This is a genomic window from Streptosporangium sp. DT93 (genome assembly GCF_049844535.1).
In the GTDB taxonomy this organism is placed as follows: Bacteria; Actinomycetota; Actinomycetes; order Streptosporangiales; family Streptosporangiaceae; genus Streptosporangium.
The window spans coordinates 215,943-231,226 of sequence record NZ_JBNCLF010000016.1; the positions used below are offsets into that span (position 1 = coordinate 215,943).

The following is a 15,284-nucleotide window of genomic DNA, read 5'->3' on the forward strand; positions in this document are numbered from 1 at the left end:
CCGGACCGGCCGGGCGTCGTGACCTGCGCCGGAGCCGCTCGCACCGGCGCGTCCTTCCGGTGGCGCCGTCGCGGGGACGGCCGGCCCAGGCCCGGAGCCGGGTAGGCCAGGAGCGTTCTCGGCCCGCGCGCGTACGACTTGACCGGCCGGGTGCGATCGCTTGACGCTTTTTATTACCGCGGTGATAGTAACTGCACATTGCTCTCGTCGGCTCGTTCCGCCTCATGCGAGCGCGACCTGTGGTCGACGATCCGCCATGTCGATCTCCGGATCCGGCCGGTGCCGACCGGCCCGGCCACGGTGGGGGTGGTCGTGCCGCTGCCGGGCTCCTCCGGTGTGCGCCGCGCGCGCCGCATCCGACATGGAGCGCTGTCGTGACACCTTCGGAGGGCGAAATGAGAAGACGCTCGATCATCGGCGCGGTCCTGGCGACCGTGGCCGCCCTGGCCGGTGCCGGAACGGTGGCGCTCACCACGACGCCGAGCGCCGCGGAGACACGCGCCGCGGGTCCCTACCCGGCCGGCTACGAGACCTCGGCCGGCCTGCCCAACCACACCATCTACCGGCCAGGAACCCTCCCGTCCGAGAAGCTTCCCGTCTTCGTGTGGGGCAACGGGGGGTGCTCCGCCAACGGGACGTCGCAGCTGAACTTCCTGCGCGAGATCGCCTCGCACGGATTCCTGGCCATCGCCAGCGGCGGCCCGAACGGCTCCGGCTCGACGACGTCCCAGATGCTCACCCAGTCCATCGACTGGGCGGTCGCGGAGAACAGCCGTCAAGGCAGCAAGTACTACGGCAGGCTCGACACCGGCAAGATCGCCGTTGGGGGCTTCTCCTGCGGGGGACTGGAGGCCTACGCCGTCTCCAACGACCCGCGCATCACCACGACCACCATCTTCAGCAGCGGGTTGCTGAACGACGCCGACGACTACCAGCTCCGCCGGCTGACGAAGCCGATCGCCTACTTCGTCGGCGGGCCCAGTGACATCGCCTATCCCAACGCCATCGACGACTGGGGAAAGCTGCCGGCCGGGCTGCCCGCGTTCATGGGCAACCTGAACGTCGGGCACGGCGGCACCTACGGCCAGCCCGACGGCGGCGAGTTCGCCCGCGTGGCGGTGCTGTACCTCACGTGGCGGCTGAAGGGCGACACGACGGCCGGCGCCACCTTCGTCGGCCCCGGCTGCGGGCTGTGCAACACCCAGTGGCAGGTCCAGCAGAAGAACCTCACCCTCGACGGCGGCACCCCCTCCCCGTCACCCACCGTCAGCCCGTCCCCGTCTCCTTCCCCGTCTCCGTCTCCGTCCCCGTCTCCGTCCCCTTCCCCGACACCGGGTGGGCCCGGGGGCTGCTCGGCGACCTACTCGGTTCAGGATCAGTGGGCAGGCGGGTTCGTCGCGGCCGTCAACGTCACCGCGACCGGCACCGCGATCAACGGCTGGAGGGTCACTCTCACCCTGCCCGCCGGGGCCACGATCACCTCCCTGTGGAACGGCGTCAACTCAGGCACCAGCGGTACCGTGACCGTCGTCAACCAGAGCTACAACGGGCGGCTGTCGGCCGGGCAGAGCACCGTCCTCGGGTTCCAGGCCGGCGGGACCGGCGCCGGAGCCACCGTCACCTGCGCCGCAGGCTGATCCCGGCCCGCCGCGGGCCTGACGGTGGCCCGCCGTTCACGGCGGCGTGGCCCGCGGTTCGCGGCGGCGGTGGTCAGGCGGGCCGGGCCCGGGTCAGCTCCACCAGCTTGACGACGGTGTTCCAGTTGCGGCTGGTGGCGACGACACCGTCGGCGGGCGGGATCTTCGCCAGGGCCTCCGCGAGCTTGGAGCGGCCGATGCCGTCCGGAAGGTAGAGGTAGAGCGCGCGGTCGCCGAGCCGGAACTCCTCGGGGAGGTACCTCGTCGCGTCGAGGGACGCCAGGTGCGACGAGGTGACCGGCTCGGAGAAGTACGTGACGTGCAACTGCCTGCCCTCGAGCGAGGCCGCGGGGAACGGGCAGGTGTCGGCCACCGCCCTCAGATACGCGTGATCACGCACCAGGACGTCGACGCCGAAGCCGAAACGCTCCTCGACGGCCTGCTCCAGCCGTGCCGCGAGCTCCCGCTCGTCGTCCACGGCACTGGTGAAGACGGCGTTGCCGCTCTGCAGGTAGGTGCCCACGTCGCCGTGGCCGAGCTCGGTGAGCAGCGCTCGCAGCTCGGCCATCGGGACCTTCTTGTGGCCGCTCACGTTGACGCCCCGAAGGAGCGCCGCGTACGCCTTCGTCGTCATCCCCCCACCCTACCGGCGCCCGATGCGACGCTTCGGGTCACAGGCGGCTCAGCGCCCGCATGGCCTCCCCCTCGATACGGGAGAGATCGTGGAGGATGACGCCGGCCCGTTCGAGGTGCTCCGCGTCGCCGCTCTCCCCGGCCTTCGCGATCAGGGCGGACACGTCGGTCCACAGGGCGGCGGCCTCGGCGTACAGCCGGTGACCGGTGCGGAGGTGGTCGTCGTCGATCAGCCGGGTGCACTCGTCGAGGAAGTCGCGGTAGAGGATGCGGAACAGGGCGCCGCCGGTGCCGCCCTCCTCCATGAGGAACGCGGCCTGCGGCAGGTCACGCCGCGGTTCGTCGGCGCGCAGCAGCCATCCGGGCACCCGTTCGGCGGCTTTCCCGATGCCGCGGTGGCCCAGGTTCGCGATGGGCGCGGCGAGGAAGGCGGCGGCGCAGTCCCTGACGGCGGGGACGATCCGCTCCTGCCAGGAAGGCGGACGAGCCGGGAGGGCGATGGTGAAGGATCGGTTCCTGGCGGTCATCGGGCCGCGTTCGGCGCGCGCCAGGGCGAGGCCGGCCCGGCCGGTGCGTACCGCTCCTCCCTGCTGCCCGGTGTCCACGAGGTAGGCGTCGTGCTCGTCGTAGCCGTACATGGCGACGACATGACCGCCGAAGTGCGTCGTGGGGCGGAAGTAGTCCAGGTGGTGGCAGTCGAGCTGGAGGCCGACCGGCCGGCCGGCGTCGATGGGGGCGGCCACGTTCTCCCACGCCCTGCGCGCCGAGGTGGTCTCCTTGGTCGTCAACGTCAGCCCCAGCCTGGCGGCCAGGTTCCTGGTGAGGTCGAAGGGCTTGACGCGGCCTCCGAGGAAGGGGAACGCCATGTTCCTGCCGTCCCAGTAGACGAAGGACAGTCCCGAGCCCAGCCCGAACAGCATGGGCTCGGACAGATCGAGCCCCTCGTGCCGCAACAGCACCCCCAGCGCCGTCGTCTCGCAGTGGCGCGTGTCACGGGACTCGACGTCCTTCACGATGGGCATGGGTCGCTCTCCTCGGGCCGGCGCGCGAACGGTCACACCGTCCTCACCCCTGACCCCTTCGTGACCAACGGCTGAGGACCGCTGGGACGAGCATGAGGCCTCCCACGGAGGGAGAGTCCAGCCGAGGTGGATCACCGCGGGTCTGCCTCGACGCGTCGTCGCTCATGTGGGTCACCGGCGGGTCTTCCTCGACGGCTCGTCGCTCATGCCGCAACGAGCCGACGGCGTCTCAGGGCGCGTTCACGCTTGCTGCCCGGCGCCGACGATGAGCGTGTAGTCGACGCCCGTGCGGAAGTCGCCCGAGGACCCGCGAAGGGTCAGCGTATGACGGCCGGGCGGCAGCGGCGGAAGGCGCACCCACAGGCCGCAGGCGTAGGAGGAGGTCGTTCCCTCCTCGCCGGTCAGCGGGTTGCCCGCCACACCGGTCACGGCGACGTCGTCGTCCTCGATCCGTTCGGGCGTGACCGGCTCGCCGTCGAGGGTGGCCCTGCCTTCGGCGACGGCCATGAGCTCCTTGCACACCGCCTCGGAGCAGAGCCGGTTCACCAGCGGGAAGACCACCGGCCGTCCCGGGGGAACGGCGCAGGTCCGCCGTACGGTGCCGCCGAAGGTTCCGGCGAGGAACCACACGTCGTCCGGCTGGTTCCGGTCGCAGAGCCTGCCGGTCGTGTCCGTCACGGGGTTCGTGCTCTCGCCCTCCGAGGCCGCCCAGGTCCACCAGCGTCCCTGGATCGTGTCCGCCGGCGGGGCGGCCGCTTTCGAGGAGGCGGCTGTGGTCGTTCTGTTCGCGTCGCTCCCGGAGGCCGTTCCGCAGCCGGTGAGGAGACATGCGGCCAGCAGAAACGATATGGCGGATCTTGGAGGCATTCGGGAATCATAGCTTCGGAGGTGATTTCCATCTGGCCGGCCGGTGAGCACACGAGCGCCGATGCGCAGTCCTTCCACCAAGGAGCGGTGACCGGTCCCGCACCCACGGCGCCGGGACGTACGGTCAAAGCCTTCCTGACCGGGGCCGCGGAGACGCTGGACGCCGGTTTCGAGGCCGATGTCTCGGCGGCCCGGGATGCGGTCGGCCACGAGACGAGGGACGCGTGGCCCGACGCCTGATCCATGCGCCGATGTGCTGATCGCGGCAGAACGGGGCACCCACCGTCTCGGGGGACACGGCGATCGGGGCGTCGCCGGTGTGGTTCAGCGTTCGACACCCGGGAGGATCACCTCGTCGAGGACGACCGAGGCGGTGCGCTGGCCGGGGCTGTCGTACCGTCCCGCGGTGACGGCGACCACGAGGTCAAGCGGGGGCGCCACGTGGAGGAGCTGGCCGCCGTTGCCGGACACGGCCGCCCACCCCTCGCCCGTGTACCAGTGGTAGCCGTACCAGGAGTCCTCGTCGATCCGCACGTGCGGGCGCAGTGCCGTGGCGAGCCAGGACGCGGGTACGACGCCGCCGCCGTCGTCGAGGACGAGCCGCCCGATCGCGAGGAGGCCGCGGGGGGTCAGCCGCAGCCCGGCGGCGGCCATGGCCGTCCCGTCCGCGCCGGTCGCCCACTCGAAGCGCGTGATGCCCAGCGGCTCGAACAGCCTGGCACGCGCGTAGTCCGCGAGCGCCGAGCCCGTGCCCTTCTCGACGAGCCGCGCCAGCAGCGCCGTGGCGCCGCCGCAGTAGGAGCGGCGAACGCCGGGCTCGTCCGCGATCGGCCGCTCCAGGACGTAGCGGTGGCGGTCGGGGGCGCGCTCCATCGCGATCTCGCTGTTGGCCGCGCTCGTGTAGGGGACGTTCTCGTTCCACTCCAGGCCGAGGGTCATCGTGAGGGCGTGCTCGACCGTCAGCGCGGCGCGGCGGGGGTCGCCCGCGAGGTCCGGGTACTCGGGGAAGTGCCGCAGCAGCGGCTCGCGCGGTTCCGGCACGTGGCCGCCGGCCAGGGCGATGCCGTACAGGAGGCCGACGACGCCCTTGGTGATCGAGCGGACGTCGTGGAGCGTGTCCGGCGTGAAGCGCACGTGGCCGAGCGGCTCGTCCAGCCTGACGTCCTCGCCCTCGCCGTAGTGCTCCAGGACCACCCGGCCGCGGTGGGCGACGACGACGGCGTGCAGGCCGGGCAGCCGGCCCTGCTCGACGGCGTGGGCGAGACGGTCGGTGAGGGCGCGGTTGTCCATGATCTCCTTCTACCGTCCGGCGCCCTCACCGGCCAGCGGTTTTCGGGAGGGGGCGGCCTCCGCGGACGCCCTCCATACGGACGGGGTGGCCCTGCGGAGGCCGGTCGGCCGGGCGGGGCCGCCCCAGGGGGCCCGTCTGCCGGGCGGGGCGGCGTCCGTGAGGGACGCCGCCGTCATCCGGGGCCCGGGGCCGCCTCCTCACCCGGGCCGGGGCCGTCCTCCTCGTCCGGGACGGAGGGTCACCGTGAGGCGCCGGTCAGGCTCCGGGTCTCCTTCGGGGTGTCGGTACGGCTCAGGCGGCCGGGCCACCAGGCGCGCGGGCCCAGGTCCCGTACCAGTGCCGGGACCAGCAGGGACCGCACCACCAGGGTGTCGAGCAGGACGCCGAAGGCGACGATGAAGGCGATCTGCGCGAGGAACGCCAGGGGGATCACCACCAGCGCGGCGAAGGTCGCGGCGAGCACGACACCCGCCGAGGTGATGACCCCGCCGGTGGTGACGAGCCCGCGCAGCACGCCCTGCCGCGCTCCGTGGCGCGCGGTCTCCTCGCGCACCCGGGACATGAGGAAGATGTTGTAGTCCACCCCCAGCGCGACCAGGAAGACGAAGCCGTACAGGGGCACGGACGCGTCGACGCCGGTGAACCCGAAGAGGTGCGTGAAGACCAGCGTGGAGACCCCGAGGGTGGCCAGGAAGTTCAGGGCCACGGTGACCACCAGGAGCAGGGGCGTCACCAGTGAGCGCAGCAGGACGATCAGGATGAGCAGGATGATCGCCAGGACGATCGGGACGATGAGCAGCGTGTCCTGCTCGGCGGTCTCGGTCGTGTCGTACCGCTGGGCGCTGTACCCGCCGACCAGGACGCCGTCCTCGGAGGCGAGCGCGGTGCGCAGGCGCTCGACCGTCTCCTGGGCGGCGTCGCCGTCCGGGGCGTCGTCCAGCGTCGCCTCGACCAGGGCGAGCCCGTCGACGACCTTGGGGGAGTCACCGGGGCGCCCGCTCCGGCTCACCACCGAGGCGTCGGACACGCCCTCGACGTCCTCGGCCGCCTTCTGTACGGCCTCGGCGCGCCCGGCCGGGACGACGATGACCGCGGGCTGTCCCGAGCCTCCGGGGAAGTGCTCGCTCAGCGCCGCCTGTGCCGCGACCGACGGCGCGTCGTTCACGAAGGTCTCGTCCAGCGGTACGCCCGCGGCGTTGAGCTGCGGCGCGAAGAGGGCGAGGCCGATGAGGGGCAGGATGGTGGCGATCCACAGGAGGCGCGGACGGCGGTCGACCAGGGCGGCCACGCGGCCCCAGATGCCGCGGGCCCCGGTGCCGGCCGGAGGGGCGGTCGAGCCGTCGGCCGAGCGGCCGTCCCGGTGGTCCGACGAGGAACCGGTCGTGCGGTCCGACGAGGAACCGTCCCGGTGGTCCGGTGAGGGGTCCGAGGGGAGGCCGGCCGGCAGGTCGGCCGGGCGCGGCTTCGTCGGCCACAGCGCGGCGCGGCCCAGCAGCATGAGGACGGCGGGCAGGAAGGTGAGCGCGCTGAGGGCGGCGCACACGATGCCGATGGCGCCCACCGGGCCGAGCGCGCGGTTGTTGGTCAGGCCGCTGAGCAGCAGCGCGAGCAGGGCCAGGGCGACCGTGGCGGCACTGGCGACGATGGGCTCGAACGAGCGCCGCAGCGCGACGCGGCCCGCGGCGACCCGGTCGCCGGTCGCGGCCAGCTCCTCCCGGAAGCGGGCGGTCAGCAGCAGCGCGTAGTCGGTGGCCGCGCCGATGACCAGGATGAACAGGATGCCCTGCACCTGGCCGTCGACCCGGACGATGTCGCGGTCGGCCAGGACGTACACGATGGCGCACGCCAGTCCCAGGGCGAAGACCGCGCCGAGGATGATGACGAAGGGGAGCAGCACGCTCCGGTACACCGCCAGCAGGATGACCAGCACGGTGATCAGCGCCACCCCGAGCAGCAGGCCGTCGATCCCGGCGAAGGCGTCGGACAGGTCGGCGCGGGTGGCGGCCGGTCCGGCGAGCCGGGCCTGAAGACCGTCGACCGCCACCGCGGAGCCGATCCGCTCCAGGGTCTGCCCGAGCGCGTCGTCGAGGTCGGGGCTGAGCTGGACCACGCCCTGCAACGCCCGGCCGTCCTCGGACCCGATGGCGGGTGTGGGCGTGCCGACGACGCCCTCCGTCCCGCGCAGCGAGGCCAGCGTCCGGGTCGCCTCGGTGGTCTGCGCGGGGGTGACGTTCCCGCCGTCCCCGCCGTCCGCCGTCCACACCACGATGAGCGGCTGGGTCGCGCCCTCGCGGAATTTCTCCTGCACGTCCAGCACGCGCGTCGACTCCGCGCTCTGGGGCAGGAAGGCGGCCTGGTCGTTGGTGGACACCTCCGCGAGCCTGCCGGCGAACGGGCCCAGCCCTCCGCCGACGACCAGCCAGACCAGCACCAGCAGTGCCGGGACGAGCAGGCGGATCGATCGTCGCGCCATGGGACCGTCCTTCCGTGATGCCATATAACTCAATGATTGAGATAGCCAATGATTGAGTTAATGTAGCATGGCCCCATGACCGGCGACAGCGGGGAAGGCATCGACCTGTACTCGTTCGCGGTACGGCTGCGCCGGATGAACACCGAGTTCAACCGCATCGCCCACGAGTTCGCCAACGAGCACGGGCTGCACGTCACCGACGTCCAGGCCCTGGTCAGGATCTTCGACGCCCCCTCGCCGATCACCCCGAGCCGGTTGCGGGAGGAGCTGAACCTGACCTCGGGCGCCGTGACCGCGTGCCTGGACAGGCTGGAGCGGGCCGGGCACATCCGCCGGGTCCGCGACGTGCACGACCGGCGCGTGATCCACCTGCACTACCTCGACGCGGCCAAGGAGTTCGCCTCGGCCTTCTTCCGCCCGCTGGGCCGTGGCACGGACAACGCGCTGCGGCGTTTCAGCCCGGACGAGCTGCGTGCCGCGGCCGCCTTCCTCGACGCCATGAACGAGGAGCTCGACCTGCTGCGCTCCACGCCGCGCCCTCCCTGACCGGAGGGCTCCGGGTCAGGCGTCCGTGCCCGGTCTGAGCAGGCCGGCCTCGTACGCCGCGGCGACCGCGGCCGCCCGGTCGTTCACCCCGAGCTTGGCGAAGACGTGCAGCAGGTGGGTCTTCACCGTCGCCTCGGTGATGAACAGTTTCGCCGCGACCTCGCGGTTGGTCGCGCCCCGGGCGATCAGCCCGAGCACCTCGAACTCCCGGCGGCTCAGCGCCTGCCTCTCCGGGGTACGCGCCCCGTGCGCCAGCACGCCGGCCACGGAGGGGGACAGCACCGTCTCGCCGCGTGCCGCCGCCTGCACGGCACGGCGCAGGTCGGCGCGCGGGGTGTCCTTGAGCAGGTAGCCGGTCGCGCCGCGCTCGATCGCGGGCAGGACGTCGGCGTCGTCGTCGAACGTGGTCAGCACCAGCACGTGCGTGCCGGGGTTCTGCTCGCGCAGCAGGCCGATGACCTCCGCGCCGCTCATCCCCGGCATCCGCAGATCCATGAGCACGACGTCGGGGGCGGTGCGCAGGGCCACGGCGAGTGCCTCCGGCCCGTCGGCCGCCTCGCCCACGACCTCGAAGGCGTCGTCGTCGGCGAAGATCCCGCGCAGCCCGTCACGGACGACCGGGTGGTCGTCCACGATGATCATACGAATCGCCATGTCTCACACCGCGCTTCCGGAACGACCGGACGGCCGCGTTTCCGCGCCGTCGGGCGCGACCGTACCGTCAGGCACGACGGGACCGGCGGACGCGCCCGGAACGGTCGGCGCGGCGGGGACGGTCGGCGTGGCGGGGGAGGTGGGGACGGCCGGTGCGGCGGGGATGGCGGGGACGGTGGCGGAGATGCCCGTCCCCTGGCCGGGGGCCGTCTCGATCGCGAAGTCACCGGCCAGCCGGGTGACCCGCTGGCGCATCGCGATGAGCCCGAAGCCGCCCCCGCCGGAGGAGCCCGGCGCCCCGGGCGTGAAACCGGCGCCGTCGTCCCGCACGTCCAGCGCCACGACGTCCTCCATGTACGACAGGGTGAGCCCGACCCTACCGGCCGCGGCGTACCTGGCCGTGTTGGCCAGCGCCTCCTGCGCCACCCGCAGCAGGGTGATCTCCACCTCGGCGTGCAGGGGGACGGGGGTGCCGGTGACCGACACCGAGGCGGGGACGCCGGTGGTCCGCGACCAGGTGGCGGCGACGCCCCGCAGGGCGGTGGCGAGCTGGGCCTCGTCCAGCGGCGCCGGGCGCAGTGCCTGGACCGACCGCCGGGCCTCGGTCAGGCTCTCCCTGGCCATGGCGCGCACCGTGTCCAGGCGCGAGCGGACGGCGGTCAGGTCGCCGGCCGCGGTGTCGGCGGCCTCGAGCTGGGTGAGGATGGCGGTCAGTCCCTGCGCGATCGTGTCGTGGATCTCCCTGGCCATCCGCTGCCGTTCCCCGAGCACGCCGGCCTCGCGGGCCTGGGTCAGCAGCCTGGCCTGCAGGTCCGCGTTCTCCTCCGCGAGCGCGGCCAGCCTGGCCCCGGTCTCCCGCAACTGGACGATCATCGCCTTGCGGCTCTCGTTCTGGTCGCGTACGGCCTGGGTGACCAGGCCGGTCGCGGAGGCGACCAGCACCGCGACGAGAAAGGAGAACAGGAGCTCGTCCGGCGTCCGGCCGGACTCGGGGCGGGCCGCGACCATCACGCCGGCCGTCGCGGTCACCCCCGCGTACGCCCACCGGCCGGGGATCAGCGCGAAGGACTGGATGAACATCACCAGGCCCGTCACCGTGAACAGCGTGTCGACCCTGATCAACGCCCCGACGAGGGCGAGCATCACGGCGAAGTAGACGACCAGCGCCGCCGGCCGCTCGATCCGTCCCGGACGCGAGGTCACCATGAGCCACTGCCACGCCCCCGCGCCCGCCGCCAGGGCAGCCGCCTCCGGTCTCCAGTCGCGCGCCAGGACGAAGACCGCCGGGAGCAGGACGAACAGGTACGGCAGGACGTTCCAGGCGCGGGCCCACCGGGAGGCGTCGGGCCCGGTCACCATCGGAACACCCTGGCGGCGACACCGCCGGCGACGACGAAGATCGCGAGCATGACGCCCAGCGTAACCGGGGACATCGCGTCACCGGCCCAGCCGGCGCGGATCGCCTCGACCGCGGGTGCCATGGGGGTCAGGTCGCCGATGGCGCGCATCGAGCCGGACATGGTCTCGCGGGGGATCATGGCGCCGGAGAGGAAGACCATCGGGAAGAAGACGCTCAGCCCGATCACGGTCGCGCCGCGGCCACCGGGGACGAGCGCGCCGATGAGGAGGCCGATGGCGCTGAGGCTCAGCGCGCCGAGCGTCCACGCCAGCAGGACGCCCGCCACGTTCGCGGGTGCCGCCAGCCCGTAGCCGGCCAGCCCGATGGCGATCAGCAGCGCCGTGCCGAGGACGGCCAGCAGCATGTGGGCGGCCCACTGGGCGCCCAGGAGCATGGCGGGCGAGGCGGGAGTGGCGCGCAGCCGCTTGAGCACCCCGCGTTCCCTGTACTGGGCCAGGGTGGCGGGAAGGATGACCAGGGACGCCAGGCCGATGACGAAGACGCTCAGCATCGGCACCGTGGCGTCGACGGCCGGCAGCCCGCCCGGCAGGGGCCTGCCGGTGCGGAGCTTGACCCACAGCATCAGCGCGGGGAAGGCCAGGGCGAAGAACGCCGACATGGGGTCGCGTACGGCCAGTCTGAGCTCGACCGCGACGATCTGGATGATGCCCTTCATGACATGTCCCTTCCGGTGAGGGCGAAGTAGGCGTTCTCCAGGGAGTCGGCGCCCCCCTGGGCGATCAGCTCGGCGGGGCTTCCCTCGACGAGGACACGGCCCCGTTCGACGATCGCGATGCGGTCGCACAACGCCTCGGCCTCGTCCATGAAGTGGGTGACCAGCACGACGGTGACCCCGCGCTCGCGCATGGCGCGGATCAGGCCCCACGTCGTACGGCGGGCGATGGGGTCCAGGCCCGTGGTGAGCTCGTCGAGGAAGACGACCGACGGGTCGCCGACCAGGGCCAGCGCGATGAACAGCCGCTGCTTCCAGCCGCCGGACAGGTCCGCGAAGCGGGCGCGCCTCTTGCCGGTCAGCCCCCACTCGTCCATGAGCTCGCGCCAGTCGGCGGGTCTGTCGTAGAGGGAGGCGTACATCCGCAGGGCCTCCTCGACCCTGATCGCGTCGGGCAGGGCCGCCTCCTGGAGCTGGACGCCGATGCGCCGCAGCAGCTCGCGCCGGTCGTTCTGCGGGTCCAGGCCCAGCACCCGCACGGTGCCGCCGTCCCGCCGCCGCAGCCCGGCCGCGCACTCCACGACCGTGGTCTTGCCCGCTCCGTTGGGGCCGGCGATCCCGAAGATCTCCCCGCGCTCCACGCGCAGGGAGAGGCCGTCCACCGCCGTGCCGGTCCTGTAGCTCTTGCGCAGGCCGTCGATCTCGATAACCGTCATGCTTCGATGGTCGGCGCCGAGTCGCGTCCCCGAAATCCACCGAACGGTTGATGGGGCGGGCCCGGGATCAGGAGCAGGACCGGGTTCCGGTCGTGCCCCGCCGGCCTGCCGCTCGCGGGGGCCTGTGAACCCTCTCAGTGCGTCTCAGCGTCGCCACAGCCGCCCCCGCCTACCGTCCGGGACATGACGAACGCGCCGCATGCCGCCGGACCGCCCCGGCGGCCGGACCATGGGTGAGAACGCGCCCGCGGCGAGCCCGCGTACGGCGAGCGCGCCGGTTCCCGGCCCGGGGCGGCTGCCGTCGTCCCGGGCGGGGTACGCGGCCCTGGGCTGGGCGGTGGCGTACGGGGGGTTCGGGCTGGTCGCGGCGTCGGCCGGGATCGCGCTCTTCCACCGTGCCACGGAACCGCTGCCGGTCGCCCTGAACTGGATCGTCGTGGCCGTGGCCGCCCGGTCCTACCTGGTCCGCACCCGGCCGGTCTGTACGATCACCGGCGCGGGGACGTCGTCCTAGCCGTGCCCGGGGAAGCGCGGCGAGGGCAGCGGGACCCGGGACCAGTCGGTGTCGGAGGCCAGGTGGAAGCCCGGGTAGGCCGGCTGGTTGTAGGTCGTCTGCTGGCGGGCCACCTCCACCCGGTACTGCGGGTCGTGCATCAGGGTGTAGAGCTTGTGGCCGGTCACCTCGGTGCTGAGGTGAAAGCGGATCGCGCCGCTGTCGGCGGTGCGCACCAGCAGTTCCTCCCGCCAGTCGCCCAGGACGTCGGCGACCAGCGCGGGATTGCCCTTCGTGCCGTTGTTCGTCAGCGTGCCCTCGGCGGTGAGCAGCCTGCCGCGCCTCCAGTCGTCGATCGTCGGGGTCTGCGGGACCGTGGTGGCGGTGCCGTTGACGATCTGGGTGGTCAGGTCGGCCGCCCAGCGGATGCTCATGTTCGTGCCCGGGGTGGTCCTGCCCAGGTACTCGCCGCGCGCCGACCACAGGCCCGCCTCGACCGCCTGGCCGGGCGGCATCGAGGACCACGCCTCCATCCCGCGGACTCCGGGATCGATGTCGCCGACCATGCCGCGCCCGGTGTCCACGCCGCTGTAGCCGCCGAAGAGCACCTCGCCGGTGGCGGCGTCGCGCATCGCCCAGCCGTACGGCGCCGACGCCCCGCCCTCGTGCACCGTCCAGATCTCCAGGCCAGGACGGTCGGGGTCGAGGTCGCCGACGTGCATGGCGTCCCCGTGCCCCAGCCGCACCCGCTGCCCGGGGACGTTGCTCTGCGGCGGCGCCTCGGCGAACGAGGAGTACAGCAGGTCGCCGTCGTGGTCGATCGTCGCGGCTCCGTAGACGATCTCCTGCTTGCCGTCGCCGTCCACGTCGGCCGCGCTCAGCGAGTGGAAGCCCTGCGTGGTGATGGTGCCGAACTCCGGGTCGGTGCCGTCCTTGCCGTGCGGTGCGGCGTTGAACGGGTTGGCCATCGGCACGTGACCGCTGTCGACGGACCAGGTCTTGGTGAGTCTCCTGCCGTTCCAGCCGTAGGCCACCAGCGTGGTGCGCGTGTAGTAGCCGCGGGCGAAGACGGCGTGCGGGCGCCTTCCGTCGAGGTAGGCGACGGCGGACAGGAACCGGTCGACGCGGTTGGCCGGCTCGATGCGGCTCATCGCGTAGTCGCCCCACATCAGCCCGTCGTCGCCGCGTCCCGGCTCGTAGGCGACCGTCTGCAGTTCCCGTCCCGTGGCGCCGTCGAGGACCGTCAGGTACTCGGGACCGTCGACGACGAAGCCCGCGAACTCCCGCAGCCGGTTGTTGGCGCTGCGGCCCGGCGCGTACACGTCCACGAAGTGGTCGGCGAGCTTCGTGGCGTCCTGGCGGGAGAGCGGGTAGGCGTACGCCGGTTCGAGGCCGAGGGCCTGCTCCAGCGTGGCCGGCCAGCGCCCCGCGACGACCTCGGGGTGCGCGTGCCAGCCCATGAACGTCTCGACGAGGTGGTCGAAGTAGCCGGCGGCGCTGAGGCGGTAGTCGTCGCGGTTGGAGTACCCGGCCCTGACGTCCTTGGCGGGCAGGGTGATGTGGCGCTCGGAGAGCACCTCCCCGCGGGCGCCGTAGCGGATCGTCCTCGTGCCCGGAGCGGTCTTGACGATCATCTCCGAACGGCCGTCGCCGTCGAAGTCGTACACCGGGAACTGGGTGTAGTGGGCGCCGGAGCGGATGTTGACGCCCAGGTCGAGCCGCCAGAGCAGGGTGCCGTCGAGCCGGTAGGTGTCGAGGTAGGTGTTGCCGGTGTACCCGCGCTGGGAGACGTCCTTCGAGTTCGACGGGTCCCACTTGACGACGAACTCGTAGCGCCCGTCGCCGTCGACGTCGCCGACGCTCATGTCGTTGGCCGCGTAGGTGTACGCCTCGCCGGCGGGGGTGACCCCGTCCGCGGGCCTGCGCAGCGGCAGGTCGTGGAAGGCCCCCGACCAGGGGGAGACCGGGGCGCTGCGCCGGCCCTCCCTGCCGCGGACGATCGGCGCCACCCGGTACTCGGAGCCGGCGGTGCCTGCGGCGTCGAGGTGGTTGGTGCTGTCGGTGACCGTCGCGATCGGCCGGCCGTCCCGGTAGACGCGGAAGTCGGTGCCGGTCAGGCCGGTGGGGCCGTGCCCGGACGCCTCGTCGCCGAGCAGCCGCCAGCTGAGGAACACGCCCCCACCGGTGGCCGCGGCGACCAGTCCCCGGTCGAGGCGTTCGAGCTGGACGCCCCTGCCGTGCCGGTCGCCGCCGGTCGCGAGGTCGGCGTCGGCGGCCGCGGCCCCTTGACCGAGCGCGAGCGGGATCGTGCAGAGCAGTGCCGTCGAGACGGTGACGAGAGCGCGGCGGACGCCGCCGGGGGGACTCATGTCAGGGGCTCCCTGGGTCAGGACCGCCCGGGGACGTGGTCCTTCCGCGCCGTCGCCCGTGCTCGCCCGGCACGTGGGGATCGGCGGGTCCGGGGATTCACCCGCGTCTCCAGGCGGATTAAATCGATATAATAAAACGGAGGCTATTGGCGATGTAAAGGCTTGTCAAGAAGGGCTTTTTGCTTCGACGTCCCCAATAAATGGACTTTTCGGCATTAATTGGGATGTATCGGGTAAGCGCTTTCCGTATTTCCTTTCGCCGGCCGGGAGGCCGCCGAGGCCCCCGGGCGGCGAAGGGCGGCCGGAGCCCCCGGACACCGGGAGGACGTCGTCCCGACCCCCGGTCCCGGGGACTCCGGCCCGTGTCACACGCTCGGACCCGTGCCGCAGGTCATGCCCGTGTCACACGCGCAGCTCCGTGCCACAGGTCGGTCCGTGTCACACGCTCGGACCCGTGCCGCAGGTCATGCCCGTGTCACACGCGCAGCTCCGTGCCACAGGTCGGTCCGTG

At 72.6% G+C, this 15,284-nt stretch carries 14 protein-coding genes; 4 read left to right on the plus strand and 10 right to left on the minus strand.

Going from position 1 to position 15,284, the window contains the following annotated elements; translation table 11 throughout:
• Positions 1-395: 395 nt before the first annotated feature.
• On the plus strand, positions 396-1,637 hold the full coding sequence (locus ACLQ2R_RS29895; RefSeq protein WP_425964248.1) for a cellulose binding domain-containing protein: 1,242 nt from the start codon (positions 396-398) through the stop codon (positions 1,635-1,637).
• Between the two features lie 73 nt (positions 1,638-1,710).
• On the opposite strand, the gene ACLQ2R_RS29900 is transcribed toward ACLQ2R_RS29895, so the two are convergent.
• The 3 genes from ACLQ2R_RS29900 to ACLQ2R_RS29910 all read right to left on the minus strand — a co-directional run bounded on the left by ACLQ2R_RS29900 (position 1,711) and on the right by ACLQ2R_RS29910 (position 3,970).
• A complete protein-coding gene (locus ACLQ2R_RS29900; RefSeq protein ID WP_425964250.1) occupies positions 1,711-2,271 on the minus strand; it encodes a DUF1697 domain-containing protein in 561 nt (186 codons plus the stop codon).
• A 37-nt stretch (positions 2,272-2,308) separates the two neighbouring features.
• Complete coding sequence (locus ACLQ2R_RS29905; protein WP_425964251.1) at positions 2,309-3,292, minus strand: BtrH N-terminal domain-containing protein; 984 nt, start codon at positions 3,290-3,292, stop codon at positions 2,309-2,311.
• A 240-nt stretch (positions 3,293-3,532) separates the two neighbouring features.
• A complete protein-coding gene (locus ACLQ2R_RS29910) occupies positions 3,533-3,970 on the minus strand; it encodes a signal protein (protein ID WP_425964253.1) in 438 nt (145 codons plus the stop codon).
• A gap of 276 nt (positions 3,971-4,246) precedes the next feature.
• On the opposite strand from ACLQ2R_RS29910, the gene ACLQ2R_RS29915 reads away from it, so the two are divergent.
• Complete coding sequence (locus ACLQ2R_RS29915; protein ID WP_425964254.1) at positions 4,247-4,399, plus strand: hypothetical protein; 153 nt, start codon at positions 4,247-4,249, stop codon at positions 4,397-4,399.
• 84 nt (positions 4,400-4,483) lie between these two features.
• Here ACLQ2R_RS29915 and ACLQ2R_RS29920 read toward each other — a convergent pair whose 3' ends face one another.
• Both ACLQ2R_RS29920 and ACLQ2R_RS29925 read right to left on the minus strand, forming a co-directional pair.
• The gene (locus tag ACLQ2R_RS29920) at positions 4,484-5,449 is read right to left on the minus strand and encodes a serine hydrolase domain-containing protein (protein WP_425964255.1); all 966 of its coding nucleotides are present in this window, start codon (positions 5,447-5,449) and stop codon (positions 4,484-4,486) included.
• Positions 5,450-5,688: 239 nt separating this feature from the next.
• Positions 5,689-7,923, minus strand: coding sequence for an MMPL family transporter (locus tag ACLQ2R_RS29925; protein WP_425964256.1), 2,235 nt, complete (start codon positions 7,921-7,923; stop codon positions 5,689-5,691).
• A 75-nt stretch (positions 7,924-7,998) separates the two neighbouring features.
• Between ACLQ2R_RS29925 and ACLQ2R_RS29930 the strand changes: the two genes are divergently transcribed.
• Positions 7,999-8,469, plus strand: a complete 471-nt coding sequence (locus ACLQ2R_RS29930; protein WP_425964258.1) for a MarR family winged helix-turn-helix transcriptional regulator — start codon at positions 7,999-8,001, stop codon at positions 8,467-8,469.
• Between the two features lie 15 nt (positions 8,470-8,484).
• Here ACLQ2R_RS29930 and ACLQ2R_RS29935 read toward each other — a convergent pair whose 3' ends face one another.
• The 4 genes from ACLQ2R_RS29935 to ACLQ2R_RS29950 are packed head-to-tail and all read right to left on the minus strand — an operon-like array spanning position 8,485 to position 11,911.
• Positions 8,485-9,123 (minus strand): response regulator, encoded by a 639-nt coding sequence (locus ACLQ2R_RS29935; protein WP_425964259.1) that lies wholly within the window; start codon positions 9,121-9,123, stop codon positions 8,485-8,487.
• A gap of 3 nt (positions 9,124-9,126) precedes the next feature.
• Positions 9,127-10,482, minus strand: a complete 1,356-nt coding sequence (locus ACLQ2R_RS29940) for a sensor histidine kinase (protein WP_425964260.1) — start codon at positions 10,480-10,482, stop codon at positions 9,127-9,129.
• Positions 10,476-11,198, minus strand: coding sequence for an ABC transporter permease (locus ACLQ2R_RS29945; RefSeq protein ID WP_425964261.1), 723 nt, complete (start codon positions 11,196-11,198; stop codon positions 10,476-10,478). The genes ACLQ2R_RS29940 and ACLQ2R_RS29945 overlap by 7 nt, the downstream gene beginning before the upstream one ends.
• On the minus strand, positions 11,195-11,911 hold the full coding sequence (locus ACLQ2R_RS29950; RefSeq protein ID WP_425964263.1) for an ABC transporter ATP-binding protein: 717 nt from the start codon (positions 11,909-11,911) through the stop codon (positions 11,195-11,197). The genes ACLQ2R_RS29945 and ACLQ2R_RS29950 overlap by 4 nt, the downstream gene beginning before the upstream one ends.
• 199 nt (positions 11,912-12,110) lie before the next feature.
• Between ACLQ2R_RS29950 and ACLQ2R_RS29955 the strand changes: the two genes are divergently transcribed.
• Positions 12,111-12,425 (plus strand): hypothetical protein, encoded by a 315-nt coding sequence (locus ACLQ2R_RS29955; protein ID WP_425964265.1) that lies wholly within the window; start codon positions 12,111-12,113, stop codon positions 12,423-12,425.
• Here the strand turns inward: ACLQ2R_RS29955 and ACLQ2R_RS29960 are convergent.
• Positions 12,422-14,773, minus strand: coding sequence for a rhamnogalacturonan lyase (locus tag ACLQ2R_RS29960; protein WP_425964266.1), 2,352 nt, complete (start codon positions 14,771-14,773; stop codon positions 12,422-12,424). The two genes, ACLQ2R_RS29955 and ACLQ2R_RS29960, sit on opposite strands and share 4 nt — an antisense overlap.
• Positions 14,774-15,284 lie beyond the last annotated feature (511 nt).